This window comes from Pseudomonas sp. W22_MBD1_FP4 (genome assembly GCF_052113765.1).
GTDB classification, from domain to species: domain Bacteria; phylum Pseudomonadota; class Gammaproteobacteria; order Pseudomonadales; family Pseudomonadaceae; genus Aquipseudomonas; species Aquipseudomonas sivasensis.
The window spans coordinates 212312-235526 of record NZ_JBGQOI010000008.1 but is presented as its reverse complement, the minus strand read 5'-3'; the positions used below and the strand labels follow the sequence as shown (position 1 = coordinate 235526).

The following is a 23215-nucleotide window of genomic DNA, read 5'->3' as shown; positions in this document are numbered from 1 at the left end:
ATGGACTTGAAGAAAGAGAAAAACTTCTTCGAAACCCGTGTGATCGAGTATCAGACTGGCGGCGCGCTGAGCTGGGATTGATTCCTTAGCACAGCAACACCAAAGAGCCCTGACTTGTTCGGGGCTTTTTTATGCAAGCTCACTAAAGACTCTCCTTACAAAGCAGCGAATTTACCAAAGTAGCTGACCGCTAAATCCTTCTAACTCGTAGGAAATTTCGTAGACGCAATAATGGCTACTCAGTATCGTCCGAGGGTTTTCTACCCTCGGCGGTTGTATGGACATTACGAAAGACAAAACGGACTGGAGCGACGCGGAGTTGGCAGCTGCGGTCGAGGCGTACTTGAAGATGCTGGCCTGGGAAAAGAGCGGCCAACCGTTCAACAAAGCCCTCGAAAACCGCCTCCTGCGCGAAGGCCCAGTGGCAGGCCGTGCAAAGGGCTCCATCGAATTCCGCATGCAAAACATCTCCACCGTGCTTGTGCGTATGGGCCGGGACCGCATCGAAGGCTATAAGCCTGCGAAGAACGTGGGCACAGGCGTGGAGCAACGCATCCGCCAGGCACTTGCCGCGGAGGGTGTATTCGAATCCGAAGACGCCGCCCAAACAGCAGACGAGCAAACGCTTATCCGCCGTGCGTCCAAACTGCAGCAGCAACCTTTCACTCAGCGACCGGACGGCATTGCCCAGCCGCAGCAGGTCTCGACCGTCAGCACCGCTTTTGTTCGCGACCCAAAGGTACGCGCCTGGGTACTGAAAGAGGCCAAGGGCATCTGCGAAGGCTGCGGCTCTAACGCGCCGTTTGAGGTCGACGGTTTGCCATTTCTTGAAGTACATCACGTCAAGCACCTAGCCCAGAAGGGTTCGGATCGCATCACCAATGCTGTAGCCTTGTGCCCCAATTGCCATCAGCGTTGTCACCGGTCGAGTGACCGGGAGGCTTTCACCGAGGGGCTTTACGCCAAGGTCGGAAGATTGGCACGGGAGTAAACTCCTGCTGTCACACCTGATGCACGCTCAAAAAATACTAGATAGGACCGAGGCCAACCCGTGAACCCAGACATGCTCGAAGCCGGCCCCGCTGACGCCAAAGTACTTTCCGTCTTTGACTTCGACGGCACCCTGACCCACCACGACAGTTTCGTGCCCTTCCTCAAGTTTGCCTTTGGTACCGGCGAGTTCTATGGCCGGATGGTCAAGCTGGCGGTGCCTGGGCTGCGCTTTTTGGTTCGGCAGATCAGCCGGGATGAGTTGAAAGCGCAGTTGATCCGCACCTTTATGACAGGGGTGGAGAAGACGTGGGTGCAACAGAAGGCCGAGGAGTATTGCCAGCGCAATTGGGCGCGGTTGATGCGCCCGGCCGGGGTGTTGTCGGTGGAGCAGGAGTTGGGCTCCGGCGCGGAGGTGACATTGTGTTCGGCTTCGCCTGCGTTAGTGTTGCAGCCGTTTGCCAATCGACTTGGGATCAAGTTGATTGGCACCGAGCTTGAGGTAGTCGACGGGGTGTTGACCGGCAAGCTCACCGGGAATAACTGCCGGTGTGAGAACAAGGTGCTGCGGCTTGAGGCGGTGTACGGAGACCTGGGGGAGTATCGGCTCCGGGCCTGGGGCGATACGCGCGGGGACCGGGAGTTGTTGGCGGCGGCGCAGGATGCGCATTTTCGACATTTTCATGCGAAGAAGAAGCGGGCGAAAGCGCTGCGCTGACCATTGTGGTGAGCGGGCTTGCCCCGCGCTGGGGCGCGTAGCGGCCCTAAAACCAAACGCCGCATGCTGTCTGACAGCATGCGGCGTTTTTATTGGGACTGCTGCGCAGCCCAGCGCGGGGCAAGCCCGCTCACCACAGGTTGGTCAGACACTGGTTTTGAGGTCTACGCCCAACGCCGTCGCAAAGGCTTTTACCATCGGGCTGCGCGGGGCGTTATGGCGCAGGATGAGGTTGAAGGCGGTGCTCAAGTGAACTTGCTCCGGGCACAGTGCGCGAAGGCGCCCTTCTCTTACCATGGGCTTGGCGTAGTGTTCGGGCAAGAAACCGAGGAAACGGCCAGTAAGGATCAGGATCGCGACGGCTTCGACTTGCGAAGCGGAGGCGGACTGGCTGTCGTAATTGACGAAGTTAGTCTTGTCGCGATGGATCGCATAACGATGGTTGACCACTTCATATTGGCGCAGCACCTCCGGCGTAATGTCGCTCGCAGTAAAGAGCGGATGTCCTACGGCGCAGTAGGCCTGGGCCTTTTCTTCGTACAGCGGGAAGTAATCGAACTCTTCACGGCGCTGGTACACGGGAACGATACCGACGATTAACCGGCCTTCCACCACGCCGCGTTCAACTTCGTCCAACTGTGAAGCCTGTAGGCGCAATCTTATTTTTGGTGATTCGCTATGTAATTTTCCCAATGCGGTAATAAGCGGGGAATTAACATCCGACACGGTGTTATCAATAACCCCGACACTAAGGTCACCAATAAGCTCGTTTTGCGCCGAACTAAGCTTGTCTCTGAAACTGTCCACCGAGGTAAATAACTCGATGGACGCTTGATACACTAACTTCCCTTCTTCGGTCAGCCCGAAGCCTTCTCGACCCCGTGTACACAGGCGCATGCCGATACGAATCTCGAGGTCAGAGATCTGTTTACTGATGGCCGCCAGTCCCACGTTCAGCTCGTTTTGCGCAGCACTGAAGCCGCCGGCTTCGACCACGGCCATGAATACCCGCAGCAATTTGAAGTCCAGTCCGCTCAGTTGCAGCGGTGGTCTTGTGCCCGGTTTGGGTGGCAGGTTTCCAGAAGTGGAAAGTGGAGTTTCCATAATACGCGTTGACCTCAAGTACTATATTCAACAGGCTTCAACCCAATCCTTGAACATAGCCAGGCGGCGATAATGAACATAAACATCCGCCCTTGGCAACCTTGAATACGGCGCGTCAGACGCTGATTCAGTTTAGTTAAAAACCTTTTTTTACTGCCTCCGACTCTTCTAAAAACAAGCGTGAGGAATACCCATGTCTCAGTCCACCGACCGCCTTTGGGGCGCTCGTTTCAAGACCGGTCCGTCTGCTGCGTTGGCCGCGTTGTCACGTTGCCCTGAGCGCTATTTTCGCCTGACGCCCTACGACCTGGCCGGCTCACGCGCCCATGCCCGTGAGTTGCAGCGCGCCGGTTTGCTGGATGAATCGGAGACCTTGCGCACCCTCGAAGCCCTGGACCGCATCGGTGAAGACTTCGCCGCTGGCCGCCTGCATCCAACCCTGGATGACGAGGACGTACATACCTTTATCGAACGCGTCTTGACCGAGCGCCTGGGCGCCCTGGGCGGCAAGCTGCGCGCCGGGCGTTCGCGTAATGATCAAACCGCCAACGATTTGCGCCTTTTCCTACGGGACCATGCGCGAACCATCACCACCGAGGTGTTGGGTTTGCAGCAGGCGTTGGTGGAACAGGCCGAGCAGCATGTCGAGAGCATCTGCCCCGGCTTTACCCATTTGCAGCAGGCGCAACCCATCGTGTTCGCCCACCACTTACTGGCTCACGCCCAGTCGATGCTGCGCGATGTGCAGCGTCTGGTGGATTGGGATGCACGTACGGCGTTGTCGCCATTGGGCGCCGCAGCAATGGCGGGCTCGGCGATTGCGCGGAGGCCGGAGCATTCGGCCAAGGAAATGGGCTACACCGGGCCGTGTGAAAACTCGATCGACGCTGTGGCCAGCCGCGACCATGTGGCGGAGTTCCTGTTTGTGGCGGGCATGCTCGGGGTGAATATTTCGCGGCTGTCGGAGGAGTTTTGCCTGTGGTCGTCGCGCCAGTTTCGCTGGGTGGTGTTGGACGATGCCTACGCTACCGGCAGCTCGATCATGCCGCAGAAAAAGAACCCGGACATTGCCGAACTGGCGAGGGGCAAAGCTGGGCGTTTGATTGGCAACCTGACCGGGTTGATGTCGACGCTCAAATCCTTGCCGCTGTCGTACAACCGCGATTTGAGTGAAGACAAACACAGCGTGTTGGACAGTGTGGACACGTTGCTGCTGGTACTTCCAGCCATGGCGGGGATGGTGGCGACCATGAAAGTCCAGGTGGACGAACTGCGGCGCCAGGCACCGATGGGTTTTACCTTGGCGACCGAGGTGGCGGATTGGCTAGCCACCCGTGGTGTGCCGTTCAAGGAGGCCCATGAGATTACCGGCGCGTTGGTACAAGCCTGTGAGAAGCATGAGATTGAGTTGTGGGAAGCCTCAACGGCGATGTTGGCCGAGGTGGATGCTCGGCTGCTGCCTGAGGTGCGGGATTGCTTGACCCTGGAAGCGGCGATTGCGGCACGCAGTGGCTGGGGTGGGACGGCACCGGAGCGGGTTCGAGAGCAGATTGGACGTTTGAAGATTGCATTGGCGGCTCAGCAGCAGTGGGCTGAGAGCTATCAGGGCTTTCGGATTTAAGCCTGTCAGAGGTGTGGTGCGGGGGCTGACGCTTTCGCGAGCAAGCCCGCTCCCACATTTGGACCGAGTACATCAGTAGTAGCGTCATCAGTTTTGGAGAATCACCATGAACCAAACCCCGGCCGAGCGCTTGGAAATAGAGCGCAAGCTGTCCGAGAACCAGTTCGACATAACCCAGTACGAACACGTGCCGCGCCGCTATTACGGACGGATGTTTTTTGCCACGTTGATAGTGATTGTGTTGGCCGCACTGTTGCGCGCCTTCGCCAATGGCCAGATCGAATGGTCCTACATCGGTCAGTTCCTCACGTCTGAGGCCATTCTATGGGGCCTGGTGAATACCATCGTCATGTCGATTCTGGCGATGGCGCTGGGTGTGGTGATCGGCGTGATCACGGCAATCATGCGCATGTCGGCCAACCCGATTCTGCGCTATGTGGCCATCACCTACACCTGGCTGTTCCGCGGTACACCGCTGATTTTGCAGCTGTTGCTGTGGTTCAACCTGGCGCTGATTTTCCCGGTAATCGCGATTCCCGGCCTGTTCAGCATCGACACCGTTGACCTGATGACGCCGTTCGTGGCCGCCCTGCTCGGCCTCAGCATCAACCAGGGTGCCTATACCGCCGAAGTGGTGCGCGCCGGTTTGCTGTCAGTGGACACGGGCCAGTACGAAGCCGCCAAGTCCATCGGCATGCCGAGCTTGCAAGCGCTGCGTAGGATCATTCTGCCGCAGGCCATGCGCGTGATCATTCCGCCTGTCGGCAACGAGTTCATCAGCATGGTGAAAATGACCAGCCTGGCCAGCGTCATCCAGTACTCGGAGCTGCTGCACAACGCGCAAAACATCTACTACGCCAACGCCCGGGTCATGGAGCTGCTGATCGTTGCCGGTATCTGGTACTTGGCGGTGGTGACTGTTCTTTCATTTGGCCAGAGCCGCCTGGAGCGTCGTTTCGCTCGCGGCGCCGGCAAGCGTTCGTAAGTTTGGGTTGAGGAGATTTGCCCCATGAGAAGCATCGTCAAGGCCGTCAACCTGAACAAGTATTACGACCAGTATCACGCGCTGCGCGACATCAATATCGAAGTCGAGCAAGGCGAAGTGATGTGCATCATCGGCCCGTCCGGGTCGGGTAAAAGCACGCTGCTGCGCTGCGTCAACCAACTGGAAAAAATCGATAAGGGCGGCCTGTGGGTCGACGGCGAACTGGTGGGTTACCGGGTCGTCGGCAACAAGCTGCATGAGATGAACGAATCGCAGATCGCCCGACAGCGCCTGGCCACCGGCATGGTGTTCCAGCGCTTCAATTTGTTCCCGCATATGACCGTGTTGCAAAACATCATCGAAGGCCCGTGCCAGGTGCTCAAGCGCTCGCCCAAGGAAGCCATCGAAGATGCGTTGGAACTGCTGGCCCGCGTGGGCCTGGCGGACAAACGCAATGCCTATCCGGTGGAATTGTCCGGCGGCCAGCAGCAACGCGTGGCAATTGCCCGTGCGCTGGCGATGCGTCCCAAGCTGATGTTGTTCGACGAACCCACGTCAGCCCTCGACCCGGAGCTGGTAGGAGAAGTGCTGTCGGTGATGCGCGATTTGGCCACCACCGGCATGACCATGATCGTGGTCACCCATGAATTGGGCTTCGCCCGTGAAGTGTCCAACCGCATGGTGTTTATGGACGCCGGCCAGATTGTGGAAGCCGGCAGCCCCGAAGAAATTCTAATAAGCCCACAAAACCCGCGTACCCAAAGCTTTATTTCTGCCGTTCGCACTTAACTAAAAAACTAACGAGGACGCCCCCATGAAAAAATTGTTTATCCCAACGATGCTCGCAGGCCTGATGGCCTCCACCTGTGTATTCGCGGCCTTGCCGGCGGCCATCAAGGACAAGGGTGAGATCAGCGCGGCTATCGTGCCGAACTACCCGCCGATGGATTTCAAGGACCCGGCCACCAATAAACTCACCGGCTTTGACTTCGACCTGGGCAACGCTCTGGCCGAGCGCCTGGGCGTGAAGATCAAGTGGCAGGAAACCGGCTTCGAGCAAATGCTCAGCGGCCTGACCACCAAGCGCGTGGACATCGTGCTGTCGGGCATGTCGGACACCGCCGAACGCCAGAAATCCGTAACCTTTATCGACTACTTCACCAGTGGCCCGCAGCTGTACACCCTGGCCAAGCGTGAAGAGATCAAGGAACTGACTGACCTGTGCGGTAAAAAAGTCGGCACCAGTCGCCGGACTACTTGGCCGTCGGAAATTGCCGCGTGGAGCAAGGAAAACTGCGAAGCGGCCGGTAAACCGGCAATCGTGGTGATCGGGACTGAAGGTTCGGCGGATGCGCGGGCGCAGTTGCAGCAGAACCGGTTGGATGCGGCGATGCAGGGCAGCGAGACGATTCCTTATCTGATGTCGTTGGATAAAGGTAAGTACAAGCCGGTTGGGTTGGCGATTTCCAAGCAGTTCACCGGGCTGGGGATTGAGAAAAGCAACACTGAGCTGGTGACCGCGATCAGTGAGGCCCTGCAGGGCATGATTGATGATGGGACCTACGGCAAGATTTTGAAGAAGTGGGATCTGGAGCAAGGGGCGGTCGAGAAGATCACCATTAACGCTGGCCAATAACTCGGTCTAAAAAATGTAGGAGGGGGCTTGCCCCCGATGGCGGTGGTTCTGTCACCTGATGCTTGGCTGTACACCGCTATCGGGGGCAAGCACCCCTCCCACACTGGATTTTTGTTGTTCAAAAAAGATAACAAGGACATCCGCCCCACCGTGGCCACCTACTCCCTGGTAATCCGCCGCCTGATGATTTGCTCGGTGACCATCGTGGTCAGCCGCGCCATGACCAGCCCGTTGCTGGCCCTGCTGCTGAGCACGCGCCTGGGCCTCAACCAGCAGGACATCGGTCTGCTGATGGGGATCGCCGTGTTTATCGCCACGCTGCTGGGCCTGTACGGCGGCTACATCATCGACCGCCTGGAAAAGCGCAAGCTGCTGATCCTGGCCATGCTCTCCAGCGCCATCGGTTTTCTGTTGCTGACCTTTGCCAGCAACCTCTACCTGACCACACTGACCCTGGTAATCACCGAAGCCGCGTCGGCGCTGTTCCTGATTGGCTCCAAAGCGATCATCAGCGAAAACCTGCCAGTGGGTGAGCGTGCCAAGGTGTTTTCCCTGCGCTACACCCTCACCAACGTCGGCTACGCCACGGGCCCCATGGTGGGTGTAGTAATTGCGGGGCACATGCAGTTGGCGCCGTTCCTGATCGCCAGCGCAATTGCCTTCTGCAGTGTGTTCCTGATGATCGGCATCCCACCGACTCAACGGGACGAAAGCAACAAACCGCTGAGCTTTCTCAGCACCCTGCGCACATTGCGCAACGACCGTGCATTGATTCTGTTCACCGGTGGCAGCCTGTTAAGCACCATTGTCCACGGGCGCTACACCCTGTATCTGTCACAATTTCTGCTGGTGGCCTACAAGCCTGCGCAAGCTCTGAAGATTCTCTCGGCGGTGCTGGCATGCAATGCCATTACGGTGATTTTGATGCAGTACCAGATAGGCCGGTTTCTCAAGCGTGAACAACTGCGCTACTGGATCGTGCTGGGGACGTTGCTGTTCATTGCCGGTTTGATCGGTTTCAGCCTGGCGGACAGCTTGGTCACCTGGTGCCTGGCGATGTTTGTATTCACCTTGGGCGAGATGATCATCTACCCCTCGGAGTTCCTGTTCATCGACACCATCGCCCCCGACACCCTGCGCGGCAGTTACTACGGTGCACAGAACCTGGCCGCCTTTGGCGGAGCGTTGAGCCCGGTGATTTGTGGGTACTTGCTGATCAATGCGGCGCCCACCAGCATGTTCTATGCCTTGGGCGCACTGACAGCTGTGGGTGGCACCTTGTGTTTCCTGAGTGGGCGGCGGGTTGCAGGTTCTTGCTGATATTTACATGGGATCCCGCTATTAATAGCGAAACTTCTCACGGACCCGAGCCTCATGAAATTCGACACGGCCTACAGTTTGAGTCTCGATGACAAGCTGTCGATCTACGACGTGCGTGACCTGAATTTCGACGAAACTGCCGCCTACAACTCCGACACTGACCACTTCCTCTGCCCCAACGATGCGTGCCGAGGGACGTTCGATACGGGCAATGCGTTGAGCACATTCAATGCAAAAAACGTCAACTATGTGCGCACGCCGCACTTCAAGAACAAAACCAGCACCCAGCATATCGAGGGCTGCCGCTATGCCAGCACGCACAGGGGCGCCGCGGGGGAAACTGAAGACGAGCGCGAAGACCATTTCCCGTCGGAATTTGTACTGACCCGACGAACGTACCCGCGCAACACTCCGGTGACCGGTGCCGAAGCTCAAATCCCAGCGTCACCTGCGAAAACACCTTCAAACCGAACCAGCACGTCCGTCAGTTCCAGCGACACCACCCCGGATAAAACCAGCGTATTCGCCCACCCGGTGGAATGTTACGTGTCCAACATCGACGACAAGGACACGCTCAAGCGCATGCCGCTGAAAATCGGCGATCACACCGCGACCTACTGGACGTTTTTCAAGAAGATCGAATACCTGCAAGACAGCAAGGGCCTGATCTATTGGGGCAAGATCAAGGCGATCAAGGACTACACCAGCAGCTTTCGCATCGACTTCGAAAAGAAGGTGTGGCTCGACAAGAAGCCCTACTCGGTCAACGTTTATCTGAGCAAAAAACTCATCGAAAACTACCGCAAGCGCACGGCGTTCCTAGAACAGATCAAGGCGGCAGTGGACAGTCAGCGTGCGCTGTATTGCTTCTTCTACGGGGTGACGCCAGAGCTCAAGCATGTACCCAGCAAGAAGAATCCCGAGCAAACGTTCGGGGTGTTCAGCGCGGATATCGAGAACCTGGATCACCTGATTATTCGGGAGGCGCCGGGGTTGGAATAGCCAGTGGTTGAAAGCCATCGAAAAAATTCAGTTGATGAGCGGTCAAAACAACTGTACAAAAACACAGTATAGTTTGTCCTCCCCCGTCGAACCCTGGAGAAACCCCATGTCCTCTCTGGCAATGAGCTCTTTCGTAGAACAGCAGATCGTCCTGCACCAATTCACCGCCAAACACAGCGCACAGGCCCGCGCGATGCTGGGCTGGAGTCGGGAAGACCTGGCCCGTCATGTCGGTGTGGCGGTGGAGGCTATTCAACGATTTGAAAGCCAGGGTGACAGCGATGATGCAACGCGCCTGGCGCTGGCGTTTCGGCTGGAGGCTGAAGGTCTGGTATTTTTCCCAGGCTTTGCGCCGGGCTGGGGAATGAGTGCGCGCCGCCTTAATATCACGCCACCTGAACCCGTGGCACAGGGCATCATGTCTCGGCTGATGGGCTCAACCACCGTATCAATAGATTCTCCCAATGCCCAACCGAATGGTGCGTAAAGCCTATCCAAGTCAGCGGACTAGCCGGCACCTTTAACCAGGTCTCATGCCGGCGCACGCTACGTAGGGAGATCAACGAGTTGGATTGCCCGACGCCACAGTCAGCCCCTACCGTGCATCTGCATGGCCACGAACACTGCGATACCCCTGCACCAGGACTGCCAGTGAATCCTTCGACCATCGTGCACCGTAGAACCACAACGTAGCCCCGGCTCCCAAAGGCTCACCCAGCCTTGGGTATCCACTCCAACAAGCCTGATGGAACGCGGCACTCTGACTGTCCGAGACCAGCGCATCCAGCCGATGCTCAGTCATAAGGTCGTCGATTTCATTACGCGTGTGGAGGTCGAATTGCAGCGAGCCATCGACCTGTTGTGCAGACACCGGTACAAGGAGCGCCCCGGCCTGTCGTAATTGCTCCAACGCTCGCAGGAACGGCGCCCGATGCTTGAGGGGTTCTTGATCACCGTTGCGCTCATATCGGTCGGCAAAACCTACGCGCCGGCCAGCCAGCATGCTGAGGGCAGTAAAAGTGCTGTTGTTCTGCACCAGAGGCACCTCCACCATCACCGGTCCCTCGGGTTCGATGCCGCTCAAGGCAATCAGCGTCAATGAGGGGTCACGCACAGGTTTTATCGGCAGGGCCGGCGCGTTATATCCGGGGATCAGGACGCCATCCCTGGGATGGACTTGAACGTGTGGATCGCCACAAAAAGCGATGTTGCGGGGAGGGGGCTGCTCAGAGGACGGAGCGTGGCACGACGTTGCCCGACCGGCTATATCCATGAGTGCAGCCAGCGGCTGCCCTAACTGGCAAACCGCCTCTGTTCGCGGATGTTTACTGCATTTTTTTTCCACCAAAACTACCCCCTGAACCGTGATTTTCCGGGGATCATCGCATCCTTCACTGGCGTGTGTCGCAGCCCTGAAACAACATGAAAACTCCTTTTTCCCACACCTCTTCCATCAGCTCAAAAGCTGCTCTTGTGCATCTTTTTGAGTTTCAACTTCCAGCCACCATGCATACCCACGCTCAGGCTGATTCAAGCTAAACGCCTGGCCCATGGGTGGCGTAGTGATCGACACATTGCGCTCCCAAGCCAGCGCCATGATGCGGTCAAACGGTTCGTGCCAGGCATGAAACGCCAGGTCGAAGGTACCGTTGTGGATCGGCAGCAACCAGCGGCCCTTGAGGTCGATGTGCGCTTGTAGGGTTTGCTCCGGCTGCATGTGCACATGGGGCCAGTCAACGTTGTAAGCACCGGTTTCCATCAGCGTCAGATCGAACGGGCCGTATTGCTCGCCGATGCGCTTGAAGCCATCGAAGTAACCCGTGTCACCGCTGAAGAAAATCCTCCGCGCACCGTCGATCATCACCCACGAACACCATAGGGTCTGATTGGCATCAAACAGGCCACGCCCGGAAAAGTGCTGAGCCGGCGTGGCCACAAAACGGATGCCGTCTACCTCGGTGCCCTGCCACCAGTCCAGTTGGCGAACCTTGCTGGCGTCGACACCCCACTTGATCAAAATGTCACCCACGCCAAGCGGTGCGAGAAAATGACGGGTCTTGTTGGCCAATTGGACGACAGCCTTGCGGTCCAGATGGTCGTAATGGTTGTGGGAAAGAATCACCGCTTCGAGATCAGGCAGCTCTTCAAGGCTGATCGGCGGCTGATGGAAGCGTTTGGGGCCGGCCCAACTGAATGGGGAGGCACGCTCGGCGAACACCGGATCGGTCACCCAGAACTTACCGCGCATTTTCAGCAATACGGTGGAATGCCCCAAGCGAAATACGCTGTGATCAGGCGCCGCCAACAGTTGCTCGCGCGTTAGAGGCTCTACCGGAATCGCCCCCACCGGTCGCGTGGTGCGCGGCTTGTTAAACACCATGTTCCAAAAAATACGCAGCGTTTTGCCAAGCCCGCCATGTTGCACAGGGGCGTCGTTGCTGAAGTGCGCCTTGCCCTGCTCTGCTGGCTTGAGCGCTGCAGACGTGCGGTCGACGCGGGGTGAGATGGTGGCCATTGCAGAGTGACTCCTACGGTCCGCTCATAAATTACACTGCACAGTGTAGTTTCAAGATTGCAACAAAACCGAGAGCAAGTAAACTACCGAGTGTAATTTTCCTTCAAGAGCTGAGCGCCCTCCATGACTGCCCCTCAACGCCTCACCGACCGCAAACGCCAAGCCATCGTGGCTGCTGCCATCGCTGAGTTTCGCGATAACGGTTTCGAGGTCACCAGCATGGACAAGATCGCCGCCACCGCCGGCGTTTCTAAGCGCACGGTGTACAACCACTTTCCCAGCAAGGAAGAGTTGTTCGCCGAGATTCTCCACCAGCTCTGGGCCAGCAGCGTCGCTCAGCTCGACGTCTGCTATGCCAGCGACCGGCCGCTGCGTGAGCAATTGCGCGGATTGCTGGAGGCAAAGATGAAGATGATGTCGGACGCCAACTTCCTCGATCTCGCCAGAGTCGCCATCGCGGCTACCATTCATTCGCCGGAACGTGCGCAAGACATGGTTACCCGCCTGAGCCAGCGCGAAGAAGGCTTCACCCAGTGGGTGCGCGCCGCCCAGGAAGACGGCCGTCTCTCCTGCACCGACCCGGCATTTGCCGCCCATCAGATCCAGAGTCTGCTCAAAGCCTTCGCATTCTGGCCGCAGATTACCCTCGGACAACCAACCTTGGACGCCGCCAACCAGGCCAGCGTGATCGAGTCCGCCATTGACCTGTTCCTGGCCGGCTACGAAGTCAGGCCCACACCCGCCCAATAATGCCTGTTGTGTAAGCGACACTTAAGGTCGTATTTGACGCTTTCGCCCTCTGTTTTGCGTAAATGGCCTGGAAGGACACTGATTATTCCCACGGGAATAACTGACAATATTCATCGGCCTTATCCGATCAACGGTTCATCCAGCGAACGTGCGCCTTCATATAGGTAGAAAAGCAGCTCAATCAGGACTTTATGGAAAACAGACAAGGCAAAGGACTCTCGTTTGCCAGGCGCATCTACAGGCCCAGAATCATCGGCTCTGCCATGTGCAGCATCAGTGTAATAGCCGCCCTGTATCCGTTGGCGATGCCGGGGTGGGTCTGGGCAGCGCTGTTGGCCAATGGTTTTGTCTGGCCGCACCTCGCGTATCAACTGGCGACCCGCGCCAAAGTCCCCTACGACGCCGAGCGACGCAATCTGGTGTACGACGCGTTATTCAGCGGCTTTTGGGTAGCGACGTTGCAGTTCGCGCCGTTAACTACCGTGACCTTGCTGTCCATGGTGTCCATGAACAACGTCGCCGCTGGCGGCAGATACCTGCTGTTACGCGGAGCACTGGCGCAACTGCTCGGCGCCGGCGTCGCGATTTTGCTGTTTGGCCTGCACTTCAACCCTGGCATCAGCGTGGTCCAGGTCTACGCATGCCTGCCGATGCTGACCTTCTACCCCATGGCCATCGGCATGATCTGCTATCAATTGGCGATCAAACTCTCGGACCACAAACGCGCCCTCCGTGCCTTGAGCCGCATCGACAGCCTCACGGGATTACTCAATCACGGGTCCTGGAAAGACTTGTTGCACCTCAAGTTCCACAAGTGCCAGCAACAACAAACCCACGGCACCATTGCGCTGATCGATATCGATCACTTCAAACAGATTAACGACACTCATGGGCATATCGCCGGCGACGCGGTGCTGCGCCAGTTGAGCTTGGAATTAAGGCGCCACTTGCGGGAAAACGACTTGGCTGGACGTTACGGGGGCGACGAGTTCTGTGTGATTCTTCCGCGAATGAACCAAGAAGAAGCCGCACAGGTTATGGAGCGCATGCGCGAAACCTTCAGCAACTACCGCGCCCCACACATCCCTGAGCTGCGCGTGAGCCTGAGCATTGGCTTGGCGGACTTCCAGCCCTCCTTCACCAGCGCCGCCATGTGGCTGAATGCGGCAGATCGAGCGCTATATGCAGCGAAAGATAACGGTCGCAACCGGGTGAATGTCAGCGACGAAAGAGTCGCCTATTCGGCCTGATGCAGCCTCCAGCGCACCCGCCGAGATAGCACAGAGCCACCATCTGTCGCCTAACCAAAAAAGGTCCTGCCCTTGGGGCGAACTTCTTGGCAATCTGATCACTCTGAATCCCTTGTTCCACCTCCCTCTGTCGGCAGCAGGAAGCCGACAATGAGCACGTCAACCGTAGGCCGAGCGCCGTACGGGGCAGGCGCCTATACATGGAAAACTCAGACTCTGCCTGCCCGAGCCGCCACCATGCTATTCAACACCCATAAAAAAACCATCAACGCCCTGCAGCACACGGTTTCCCACCAAGCCAGCATGCTGGATGCCATCGAGCGCTCCATGGCGGTGATCGAATTCGATCCGCAAGGCAATGTATTGCGGGCCAATGACAATTTCCTAAACACCATGAGCTATCGCGCAGAGCAAGTTGTGGGCAAGCCCCATCGAATGTTCTGCACACCGGCGTTCGCCCGCAGCGCCGAGTATGACCAGTTGTGGTCGAACCTGCGCAATGGCCAATTTCAATCCGGAACGTTCGAACGCCAGGCGAGCAATGGGGAATCGGTGTGGCTGGAAGCCAGCTACAACCCAGTCCGTGATGAGGCAGGGCACGTGATAAAGGTGGTTAAGTTCGCCTTGGACGTGACCCCGCGCCTGCAAGCCGAGAGCGAAGCCAGCGCCAAATTGGAGGCGATCGACCGGGCCATGGCGGTGATCGAGTTCAACCTCGACGGCACCATCATCACGGCCAACGCTAACTTCCTGCAGCGCATGGGCTATAGCCTCGCGCAAATCCAGGGCAAGCATCATCGCCTGTTCTGTTCTGCGGAGCTGGCCAACAGTTCGGCCTACACCGAGTTCTGGAAGCGCCTCAACCAAGGCGAGCTGTTCAGCGGCCAATTCGAGCGCGTGGATAAGAACGGCCGGACGGTGTGGCTTGAAGCCAACTACAACCCGGTATATGACGCCAGCGGGCGCCTGTGCAAAGTGGTGAAATTTGCCTCGGACGTGACCGCCAAGGTGGAGCAACATGCCGCCGATGCGGCAAGCGCGTCTCAGGCGTATCACATTTCCCTGAACACCCAGGACATCGCGGAAAAAGGCGCCGAAGTGATTCAGCAAAGTGCCAACGGCATGCGCGAAATTGCCTCAGACATCGACGGTTCTTCGCAACTGATCGCCAAGCTGGGTGAGCGTTCGCAGCAGATCACCGCCATCGTCAACACCATTGGCGGCATCGCCGACCAGACCAACCTGTTGGCGCTCAACGCGGCCATCGAGGCGGCGCGCGCGGGTGAGCAAGGGCGTGGGTTTGCCGTGGTGGCCGATGAAGTTCGGCAACTGGCCGCACGCACAAGCCGTTCGACGGCGGAAATTTCCAGCATGATCGCAATGATCCAGAACGAAACGCGCCAAGCCATCGACAGCATGGACGGTACCCGCGACCGTGCAGCCCAGGGCGTGGACTTGGCCAACCGCGCCGGGACCGTGATCCTGCAAATACGCCAAGGCACTAACGAGGCATTACAGGCGGTGAGTGCGTTTGCCAATGACCGTGTCCGCCACTAAGTAGGATTTGGGTTATTCATGTGTAAGACAGGTCGCCAGGACTATAGTGAACCAACGTCTTAACCGTGATGACCCGAGCCCGCCATGACCCCAGAGAAGCCTGAAACCGCACCTATTGACCACATGCGTTTCCACCGCCCCCACGCTCACCTGGCGCCGACTTTCGGTAACGATACCTTCGCGCTGAAGGCCGAAGCCTTCGCCCGTTTCTTCGGCACCCCGACCTTCCTCGGCGCGCAAACCGCGATTGTGGTGCTGTGGGTGGTTCTGAATGCGACCGGCATCACTCACTTCGACGTGTACCCGTTCATCCTGCTCAACCTGGCGTTCAGCCTGCAATCGGCCTATGCCGCGCCGCTGATCCTGTTGGCCCAGACTCGCCAGGCTGCGCGAGACAAGGCGCAGTCAGACGCCGACGCACAGCATCGCGAAGCCTTGGCCACTGCCAATACCGAACGCCAGGCCCAGGCCGCGCAGACCACCAAACAGCTGCTGGAATTGCTGGAGCAAAACACCCGACTGACGGAGATGACCAAGCAACTGACCGAGCATATCGAAAGCCTGACGTGCGAAATGCATGAGCACTTCGTACGAAAAACCTAACGATCCGGCAACCGTACATGCTGTCCCAACTCATCAAACAACGTGACCACAGAGCGCAATGCCCGGCAATCGGGACGTGTGAGCAACCACAGCGCCGTGTCATACCCTGCCAATGCAGGGCCCAGTGGTTGCAGACCCTCATCAAGCAGAAAGTCCGGCAACGCCGCCACACCCATTCCCGCCCGTACCAATTCAGTCACCGACAACATGCTGTTGCAGCGATAGCTGGGCCGAATTTCCGGCAAGTGTTCGCGGCGCCAGGCGACGGTGGGATGATCGGGCAGGAAGTCATCCGGCGCGATCCAGGTCAGGTCGGCCAGTTCACGGCCTGCATGACGGCGGGCATAGTCAGCGCTTGCGTAGACTTGGTACGACACGGTGCCGAGGCAACGTCCTACGAGATGCTCAGGCGGAGTCTTGGTCAGGCGTAGGGCGATATCTGCATCGCGGCGGCTGAGGTTGGCGAAATCATTGGAGGTGCTGAGTTCCAGGATCAGCGCAGGATAGTCCGGCATGAACTGCGCCAATGCTGGCAGCAACAGACCTTGCAGCACCGAGTCGGTACAGGTCAGGCGCACTGTGCCGCTGATCACCTCGCCCCCCTGCTCCACCCCGATGCGCGCCGCTTCGAGGGCCAGTTCGGCGCGTTCAGCCTGCTGCGCCAAGTTGTTGGCCAGGCTGGTGGGCAGGTAGCCGGCGCGGCTTTTTTCAAACAGTGTCTGGCCCAGTGCCGCCTCCAAGCGTCGTATCGCGCGAAACACCGTGGACACATCCACCCGCAACAACGCTGCCGCCCGCGCCAGGGAGCCGCCGCGCACAAGTGCAAGGATCAGCGAAAGGTCAGCGTAGTCAATTGAATAGTGCGTCGGTGCATTGAGCATATGGGCAAACGCCAATATTGATTGCGTGAACGCCAATCTATAGTGCGCCTCAGCCCACAACAAGCCATGGAACGCACACGATGAAAGCCACCCCCTTACGCCTCGCGCTGATTGGCGATTACAACCCGCATGTCACCGCGCACCAAGCCATTCCCGTGGCCCTGCAACGGGCGGCCGATACGCTGGGCATGACTGTTGATGTGCACTGGCTCGACACCGACACCCTGCCGGAATCCCTGCACGACTTCGACGGTTTCTGGTGTGTACCCGCCACCCCTTACCGGGATACCGATGGCGCACTGCGGGCGATCCGCTTTGCCCGCGAGCAGCGCCGACCATTGCTCGGCACCTGCGGTGGTTTTCAACATGCATTGCTGGAATATGCCCGTAACGCGCTGGGTTGGGCCGACGCCGAACACGGTGAAGTGGCTCCTGACGCAAAACGCGCCGTGATCACACCCTTGACCTGCGCGCTGGTGGAGGCGACCGACACCGTACGTTTATTGCCCTACACGCGCATCGCCGAGGCCTACGGCACCCTTGATCTTGAAGAAGGTTATCGTTGCCGTTACGGGGTGAACCCCGAATTCGCCAGCGCGTTGCTGGAGGGCGATCTGATCGCCACCGGCCACGACTGCGCAGGGGACCTGCGAGCAGTGGAATTGCTCGGCCATCCGTTCTTCGTCGCCACTCTGTTCCAGCCCGAACGCGCGGCGCTCAAGGGCATCGCGCCGCCCCTGGCGATCGCCCTGCTCAAGGCGTGCCAGGAGCAATCGGCATGATCGCCAAGACACCCACCCCGCCCTACTACGCAGTGATTTTCAGCTCACTGCGCACCGAGGGCGATCACGGCTACGGCGAGGCCGCCGCACACATGCTGGAACTTGCACGGCAGCAACCTGGTTTTCTGGGCGTGGAATCGGCGCGGGAAGATGGCCTGGGGATTACCGTGTCGTACTGGAGCAGCGAGGCGGCAATCCTGGCGTGGAAGCAGCAGGCCGAGCACCGGAACGTGCGTGAGCTGGGCCGCGCCACCTGGTACTCGGCATTTCAGACACGGGTGTGCAAGGTGGAGCGGGCCTACGGTTTTGAAGCGAACTAGCTCACAAGACTGCGCAACGCACTGATCTGTGGAATCTCAACCCGACGCATATACACGCGCAGCGGCTCAGTAATGTTGATGCGGTCATCGATGTTTTGGTCCAGCAGCAACTGAATGCGTTCACGCGATAGGGTCATGGTCTGCTCGGGGGCGGGCAGCCAGACAAATTCGGCGGTAGGAATGATCCCGTCATCGGCCACGTCCATGCCGAAGGAGTCTTCGCTGAAACGTACGATGTACTGGCCAGTCTTGCGATTAAGGCCCACAAATCCGTGGAGTTGGTCGGCGGCCTGGCAGATGAGCTCGGAAGTGATGCGCATGGTAAACCTCACTGAAAAGTCCCACAGGGACTGGAAAGATGGTTTACACGCGTGGCGGAAAGTACTGCCCTCTAGCGGGGCGGCTGCGGTCAAGAGTACTGCAATGCCTGGCAAAAAAACCGAGAAAATTGACGGGTGCGCACGTTAATGTCGGTTTGGTGATAGCGCCTTTCGCAATCAATTGTTAAAAAGGAGGCCTTCTAAAAGCTACCTCCACGAAAGGACTTCGCATATGCCTGTCACGTTTACCAAGAGCGCCCTGCTGCTGGCCCTGATGCTCGGCCTTGGCCAGGCGCAGGCTGCCGACCCGATCAGCCCGGCTGAATTGGCAACCAACGAAGGCATTCCCCACCCTGCCGTGATCGCTCACCGAGGCGCCTCCTACGACGCTCCGGAATCCACCGCCGCCGCCTACAAAGTTGCGCGCGACCTGGGTGCCGACTACCTGGAACTGGACCTGCAGCGCAGCAAGGACGGCGTGTTGTTCGCCCTGCACGACAACAACCTGCAGCGCACCACCGATGTGGCCACCAAGTTTCCCGAGCGCAAAGACGCGCCTGCCAACGAATTCACTTGGAAGGAACTGCAAAGCCTCGATGCCGGCAGTTGGTTCAACGCCGCCTACCCGGACCGCGCGCGTCCAGGCTTCGTCGGTCTGAAGATCCTGAGCCTGGACGACATCATCAAGATCGCCGAAGGCAATCCGCAGCACAAACCCGGCCTGTACATCGAGACCAAGGAGCCCAAGCAGTTCCCGGGCATCGAAGCCGACCTCAAAAACAAGCTGTTGGATAAAGGCTGGTTGAGCTCCGCCGGCTCCAAGCTGGGCAAGAGCAACACCGGCGTCGGCCAGGGCAAGGGCCGCGTAGTGCTGCAAACCTTCGAGACCGCCAGCCTCAAAGAGCTGCAGAAAGAAATGCCGAACACCCCGAAGATCCTGCTGTTGTGGGTGGGTGAAGGCAGCATCGAGCCGAAATCCAAGCAGACCTTCGCCGAATCCGGCGAGCCAACCAAGGCCGCCTACTACGCCAAGCAAGAACCGAAAGACGCCGCCGAGTTCGAAAAATGGGTCGACGAAGCCAAGAGCCTCGGCGCCATCGGCACCGGCCCATCCGCCGAGCTGACCGACCACGGCGACCAGAGCTATTCGGACCTGGTGAAGCCTGAAATGAACAAGCTGACCCACGACAAAGGTCTGCTGGTGCATGTCTACACCGTGGATGAGCCAGTGGATTTCGAGAAAGTGATGAAAGCCGGCGTCGACGGCATCTTCACCAACCGCGCCGCCGAGCTGCTGAAGTTCTACAAGCGCTGGCCGTCGTCCAGCGTGCAGGATTTGCTCAACGACTATAAGTACTGAGGCATCGTTGGTGTCAGTGCGCCATTAAGGATGAATTAAGTTGCGCCAGTTAATCTGGCGCCACTTAAACAGCTCACCAAAGAAGGACATACACCATGAAAACTTTGACCACTTTGTTCGCCGCAACTGCCCTGACGCTGACTGCCGGCCTGGCCCAAGCGGATGTTCGTCCGGATCATATTGAAGGCCTGGTCAAATCCGGCGCAGTGATGCCTTTTGACAAGCTCAACGCCGCGGCCGTAGCCACTCACCCTGGCGCGACAATTACCGACACCGAGCTGGACAACAAACACGGTGTAGCCGATCAATATGTCTACGAAGTAGACCTGACCGACACCGCTGGCAAGAAGTTTGAAGTCAAGCTCGACGCCAAGACCGGTGCCGTGCTGGAAAACAAGCAAGACACCTGAGTTGAATCCTCAAAACCGCGCCACCTTCGGGTGGCGCGGTTTTTTTATGGGCGCTCGTCAGTAATGCCTGGAAAAAGCGCCGTCGCAATGAATCAAATTCCCCCGACTCAATTCAAGGTCGTTAGACTTCCCCGCATCAGCCAGGGCATTACGCCATCGCACAGCACACCGAGAACACGTCATGGAGCAAAAAGCCGTAGACATTGCCACCATTGGCCGAATCAGTGCCGTTCCCGCAATGCTCCAAGTGATCAGCGACATGACTGGCCTGCGCTTTGCCGCCGTTGCGCGGGTGACCGACGAAACCTGGACCGCCTGCGCCGTACTCGACCGCCTGGGATTCGGCCTCGGCATCGGAGGCGAGTTGGACCTGACCACCACCATTTGCCACGAGATTCGCGGTTCCCATATCTCCGTGGTGATCGACAAGGCCAGCGAAGACCCGATCTACCACGACCACCACACACCGCGCCTGTACCACTTCGAAAGCTACATTTCGGTGCCGGTATTCCGCACCGACGGGCGCTTCTTCGGCACGATCTGCGCCTTGGACCCCAATCCCGCCATGCTGCGCAGCAGCACGATCCGATCGACCATGGAATCGTTTGCGCGGGTGTTGTCATTGCAGATCGAAGCCGAAGAAGCCGCGCAGCAAACACAAGCGCAATTGCAGGAAGAACGCAGTACCGCCGAACTGCGCGAGCAATTTATCGCCGTGCTCGGCCATGACCTGCGCAACCCGTTGTTTGCAATTAACTTCGGTGCCGAACGACTGCTGCGTAAATACCCGGACCCCGCCACCGATACCCTCGTGCGGCACATTCTCACCAGCGGCCGACGCGCCGCGCAGTTAGTGGAAGACGTACTGGATTTCGCCAGGGGCCGCATGGGCAGCGGCATCCCACTCAACATCGGCGACTGCCAGGGGTTACAGGCGGCGTTGCAGCATGTGGTATCGGAAGTGCAGAGCGTGCACCCGCAGCGCGAGATTCGTGCGGATATCGGTGATCTGCAAGGGGTCAGTGGCGACCGCGACCGCTTGGCGCAGTTGCTCTCTAATCTGGTGGCCAATGCCATTCACCATGGCAGCCATGACGGCCCGGTGGAGGTGCGCGCGCAGGTTGAGGACGACCATTTCCACCTGTCAGTGAAAAACGCCGGCCAGATAAGCGCGCAAGCCTTGCCCCGGCTCTTTGAGCCTTACTCACGCCCAGCGACGAACACGCCCCAGGCCGGCCTGGGCCTGGGGTTGTATATCGTCAAGCAGATTGCCGAAGCTCATGGCGGTGAACTCAAAGTGTCCACCACCGCGGAGCACGGCACGATGTTTAGCTTCAGCCTGCCAACCGGCTGATCAGGCGCCCAGGCGCGCCGTCACCTCATTCAACTCACCGGACAAACCGCGCAGATTGTGGCTCGCGGCTTCGGTGCGTTGCACGTTGTCGAGGTTGGCCGTGGCCACGGTGGTGATCTGGGTGATATTGCGCGAGATGTCCTCGGCGACCGACGTCTGCTCCTCGGCCGCCGTGGCGATCTGGCGGTTCATGTCGCGGATCGCTTCCACCGCCTGAGTGATGTGGTCGAGCATGGCGCCGGCCTGGCTGACTTTTTCCACGCTGTCATCGCTGCACGACTGGCCGCTGACGATCGCCTCGGCCGCATCGATCGCGCCGGTCTGCACCGCCTGAATAATCTGGTTGATCTCGATGATCGACGCGGCCGTGCGTTGCGCCAGGCTGCGGACTTCATCGGCGACGACTGCAAAACCACGCCCCGCCTCGCCCGCCCGCGCCGCCTCGATAGCGGCGTTGAGCGCCAGCAGGTTGGTTTGCTCGGCGATGCCGCGAATCACTTCCAACACTTTGCCGATACGTACGCTGTCAGCTTCCAGGCGTCGGATGATGGTGCCGGTGTTGAGGATTTCCGTGCGCATCTGGCCGATGGTAGCGATGGTGACCTTCATCACTTCACCGCCTTCGCGGGCCGAGTGATCTGCCTCGTCGGCCGCGCGCGAGGCACTGGCAGCGTGGCGTGCGACTTCCTGGGCGGTGGCCGACATTTCGGTCATGGCCGTGGCCACTTGGTCGGTACGGTTGAATTGTTCTTGGGTGCCGGTAGCCATCAGGCCGGCAATCGAGTTCAACTCGCCGCTGGCGCTGACCAAGTCGGTGGCGCTGCGCTGCAAGCGGCTGAAGGTTTCAGCGAGGAAGTCGCGCAGCGTATTCGCGGCGGCGGCCAGGTGGCCCAGTTCATCCTGGCGACGGCTGGCCACGCGCTCGGCAAAGCGGCCGTGGCTGAGTTGCGTGACGTAGTCGATCAAGCCACGAATCGGCAGGATCAGGTTGCGGTTGATCAGCCACAGGCTGAACAGGCCGATCAGCACACCAGACAGCAACATAATCGCCAGCCCCACCAGCACGGTGCGCTCGGCGTAGGCACTGATGGCCTGAGATTGCTGGCTGCCTTGGGCACGCAGGTCGCTGACCAGAGCGCTCATCTGCTCACTGGCGGCGCGGTCTACGCCTTTGACTGCCGTATCGCCGACGGTTGCATCACCACCCGCCGCCATATAGGCATCACGGCCCTTCTGATAGGCCACGCCCAGTTGCTGGTGCTCCAGGCGCAGGGTTTCGATGCGTCGGCTCAACGGCGCGTCGCTGCTGGTCTGGGTGACCAGGCGAGCGAGGATACTTTGCACATCGCGCTGGCGGTCCTGGAACTGGCCCCAATATTTCTCCATATCCTGAGGCTGCTTGCCGCGCAGCAGCACGTTTTTCCATTCCTGCACCTGCACCTTGAACTGCAGATTGGCTTCGTCGATCAATTGCGAAGTGAGCAACGGCCCGTCAATCAAACTGCGATAACTCTGCACCCCGTTGGAGAGGAAGTTGAAACAGGCCAGGGCGATCAACAATATCGCCAGCAAGCTGCCACCGAGCAGCGACAGGATTTGTGCTCTCAAGGAGGTTCGCAAAACATTCATCGGGGAAAGCCTCGATACAGGTAAGTGGCGTGTGCACGCCTTGACCTCCCTGTCGACAAAGACACCGCACATCCCTAACGGTTGTTAATGAGCTGAATCGGCCGGAAT

The 23215-nt window shown here is 58.7% G+C and carries 25 protein-coding genes and 1 pseudogene; 20 read left to right on the top strand and 6 right to left on the bottom strand.

Going from position 1 to position 23215, the window contains the following annotated elements; translation table 11 throughout:
• The 3 genes from ACEN2T_RS13310 to ACEN2T_RS13300 all read left to right on the top strand — a co-directional run.
• The coding region (locus ACEN2T_RS13310) for a hypothetical protein (RefSeq protein WP_223820096.1) at positions 1 to 81 on the top strand (81 nt) is incomplete at its 5' end.
• Positions 82 to 277: 196 nt separating this feature from the next.
• Positions 278 to 991 carry an HNH endonuclease gene (locus ACEN2T_RS13305; protein WP_442116837.1) on the top strand — a complete coding sequence of 238 codons (714 nt, stop codon included), beginning with the start codon at positions 278 to 280 and terminating at the stop codon, positions 989 to 991.
• A gap of 72 nt (positions 992 to 1063) precedes the next feature.
• A complete protein-coding gene (locus ACEN2T_RS13300) occupies positions 1064 to 1708 on the top strand; it encodes an HAD-IB family hydrolase (protein ID WP_032891078.1) in 645 nt (214 codons plus the stop codon).
• Positions 1709 to 1852: 144 nt separating this feature from the next.
• Here the strand turns inward: ACEN2T_RS13300 and ACEN2T_RS13295 are convergent, their stop codons facing one another.
• Positions 1853 to 2812, bottom strand: coding sequence for a LysR family transcriptional regulator (locus tag ACEN2T_RS13295; RefSeq protein ID WP_442116836.1), 960 nt, complete (start codon positions 2810 to 2812; stop codon positions 1853 to 1855).
• A 193-nt stretch (positions 2813 to 3005) separates the two neighbouring features.
• Here ACEN2T_RS13295 and argH point away from each other — a divergent pair, with 193 nt between their 5' ends.
• The 7 genes from argH to ACEN2T_RS13260 all read left to right on the top strand — a co-directional run bounded on the left by argH (position 3006) and on the right by ACEN2T_RS13260 (position 9863).
• Complete coding sequence (gene argH / locus ACEN2T_RS13290; protein ID WP_122763765.1) at positions 3006 to 4433, top strand: argininosuccinate lyase; 1428 nt, start codon at positions 3006 to 3008, stop codon at positions 4431 to 4433.
• Between the two features lie 106 nt (positions 4434 to 4539).
• The gene (locus ACEN2T_RS13285; protein ID WP_025859372.1) at positions 4540 to 5418 is read left to right on the top strand and encodes an amino acid ABC transporter permease; all 879 of its coding nucleotides are present in this window, start codon (positions 4540 to 4542) and stop codon (positions 5416 to 5418) included.
• A gap of 24 nt (positions 5419 to 5442) precedes the next feature.
• Positions 5443 to 6207 (top strand): amino acid ABC transporter ATP-binding protein, encoded by a 765-nt coding sequence (locus tag ACEN2T_RS13280; protein WP_010208290.1) that lies wholly within the window; start codon positions 5443 to 5445, stop codon positions 6205 to 6207.
• Between the two features lie 25 nt (positions 6208 to 6232).
• Positions 6233 to 7054 (top strand): ABC transporter substrate-binding protein, encoded by an 822-nt coding sequence (locus ACEN2T_RS13275; RefSeq protein ID WP_442116835.1) that lies wholly within the window; start codon positions 6233 to 6235, stop codon positions 7052 to 7054.
• A 150-nt stretch (positions 7055 to 7204) separates the two neighbouring features.
• Entirely contained in the window at positions 7205 to 8374 is a 1170-nt protein-coding gene (locus tag ACEN2T_RS13270; protein WP_122680797.1) for an MFS transporter, read from the top strand.
• 54 nt (positions 8375 to 8428) lie between these two features.
• On the top strand, positions 8429 to 9376 hold the full coding sequence (locus ACEN2T_RS13265; RefSeq protein ID WP_442116834.1) for a hypothetical protein: 948 nt from the start codon (positions 8429 to 8431) through the stop codon (positions 9374 to 9376).
• Between the two features lie 106 nt (positions 9377 to 9482).
• Positions 9483 to 9863, top strand: coding sequence for a helix-turn-helix domain-containing protein (locus tag ACEN2T_RS13260; RefSeq protein WP_442116841.1), 381 nt, complete (start codon positions 9483 to 9485; stop codon positions 9861 to 9863).
• A 108-nt stretch (positions 9864 to 9971) separates the two neighbouring features.
• Here the strand turns inward: ACEN2T_RS13260 and ACEN2T_RS13255 are convergent, their stop codons facing one another.
• Positions 9972 to 10490 (bottom strand): hypothetical protein, encoded by a 519-nt coding sequence (locus tag ACEN2T_RS13255; RefSeq protein ID WP_081797863.1) that lies wholly within the window; start codon positions 10488 to 10490, stop codon positions 9972 to 9974.
• Between the two features lie 339 nt (positions 10491 to 10829).
• The gene (locus ACEN2T_RS13250) at positions 10830 to 11891 is read right to left on the bottom strand and encodes an MBL fold metallo-hydrolase (protein WP_032891071.1); all 1062 of its coding nucleotides are present in this window, start codon (positions 11889 to 11891) and stop codon (positions 10830 to 10832) included.
• Between the two features lie 123 nt (positions 11892 to 12014).
• Here ACEN2T_RS13250 and ACEN2T_RS13245 point away from each other — a divergent pair, with 123 nt between their 5' ends.
• The 5 genes and pseudogenes from ACEN2T_RS13245 to ACEN2T_RS13225 all read left to right on the top strand — a co-directional run bounded on the left by ACEN2T_RS13245 (position 12015) and on the right by ACEN2T_RS13225 (position 16051).
• The gene (locus tag ACEN2T_RS13245; RefSeq protein ID WP_032891070.1) at positions 12015 to 12641 is read left to right on the top strand and encodes a TetR/AcrR family transcriptional regulator; all 627 of its coding nucleotides are present in this window, start codon (positions 12015 to 12017) and stop codon (positions 12639 to 12641) included.
• A 191-nt stretch (positions 12642 to 12832) separates the two neighbouring features.
• Positions 12833 to 13891, top strand: a complete 1059-nt coding sequence (locus tag ACEN2T_RS13240) for a diguanylate cyclase (protein ID WP_122680730.1) — start codon at positions 12833 to 12835, stop codon at positions 13889 to 13891.
• 150 nt (positions 13892 to 14041) lie between these two features.
• A pseudogene (locus ACEN2T_RS13235) lies at positions 14042 to 14848 on the top strand (PAS domain-containing protein); the annotation flags it as partial.
• A gap of 18 nt (positions 14849 to 14866) precedes the next feature.
• Positions 14867 to 15448 carry a methyl-accepting chemotaxis protein gene (locus ACEN2T_RS13230; protein ID WP_371260759.1) on the top strand — a complete coding sequence of 194 codons (582 nt, stop codon included), beginning with the start codon at positions 14867 to 14869 and terminating at the stop codon, positions 15446 to 15448.
• Between the two features lie 84 nt (positions 15449 to 15532).
• Complete coding sequence (locus tag ACEN2T_RS13225) at positions 15533 to 16051, top strand: DUF1003 domain-containing protein (RefSeq protein WP_032891067.1); 519 nt, start codon at positions 15533 to 15535, stop codon at positions 16049 to 16051.
• Here ACEN2T_RS13225 and ACEN2T_RS13220 read toward each other — a convergent pair.
• Entirely contained in the window at positions 16048 to 16932 is an 885-nt protein-coding gene (locus ACEN2T_RS13220) for a LysR family transcriptional regulator (RefSeq protein WP_442116840.1), read from the bottom strand. The two genes, ACEN2T_RS13225 and ACEN2T_RS13220, sit on opposite strands and share 4 nt — an antisense overlap.
• 80 nt (positions 16933 to 17012) lie before the next feature.
• Here ACEN2T_RS13220 and ACEN2T_RS13215 point away from each other — a divergent pair, with 80 nt between their 5' ends.
• A complete protein-coding gene (locus ACEN2T_RS13215) occupies positions 17013 to 17714 on the top strand; it encodes a CTP synthase C-terminal region-related (seleno)protein (RefSeq protein ID WP_095185716.1) in 702 nt (233 codons plus the stop codon).
• Entirely contained in the window at positions 17711 to 18034 is a 324-nt protein-coding gene (locus tag ACEN2T_RS13210; protein WP_179179962.1) for an antibiotic biosynthesis monooxygenase family protein, read from the top strand. Before ACEN2T_RS13215 ends, ACEN2T_RS13210 begins: the two co-directional genes overlap by 4 nt.
• Here the strand turns inward: ACEN2T_RS13210 and ACEN2T_RS13205 are convergent.
• Positions 18031 to 18354, bottom strand: a complete 324-nt coding sequence (locus tag ACEN2T_RS13205; protein ID WP_032891062.1) for a DUF2025 family protein — start codon at positions 18352 to 18354, stop codon at positions 18031 to 18033. The two genes, ACEN2T_RS13210 and ACEN2T_RS13205, sit on opposite strands and share 4 nt — an antisense overlap.
• A gap of 232 nt (positions 18355 to 18586) precedes the next feature.
• Here ACEN2T_RS13205 and ACEN2T_RS13200 point away from each other — a divergent pair, with 232 nt between their 5' ends.
• The 3 genes from ACEN2T_RS13200 to ACEN2T_RS13190 all read left to right on the top strand — a co-directional run bounded on the left by ACEN2T_RS13200 (position 18587) and on the right by ACEN2T_RS13190 (position 21478).
• Positions 18587 to 19714: a glycerophosphodiester phosphodiesterase family protein gene (locus ACEN2T_RS13200; RefSeq protein WP_032891060.1), complete on the top strand. Its 1128-nt coding sequence runs from the start codon at positions 18587 to 18589 to the stop codon at positions 19712 to 19714.
• Between the two features lie 95 nt (positions 19715 to 19809).
• A complete protein-coding gene (locus tag ACEN2T_RS13195; RefSeq protein WP_122753094.1) occupies positions 19810 to 20124 on the top strand; it encodes a PepSY domain-containing protein in 315 nt (104 codons plus the stop codon).
• Between the two features lie 181 nt (positions 20125 to 20305).
• Complete coding sequence (locus ACEN2T_RS13190; protein WP_442116833.1) at positions 20306 to 21478, top strand: GAF domain-containing sensor histidine kinase; 1173 nt, start codon at positions 20306 to 20308, stop codon at positions 21476 to 21478.
• Here the strand turns inward: ACEN2T_RS13190 and ACEN2T_RS13185 are convergent, their stop codons facing one another.
• Positions 21479 to 23107, bottom strand: coding sequence for a methyl-accepting chemotaxis protein (locus ACEN2T_RS13185; protein ID WP_032891055.1), 1629 nt, complete (start codon positions 23105 to 23107; stop codon positions 21479 to 21481).
• Positions 23108 to 23215: the final 108 nt, after the last annotated feature.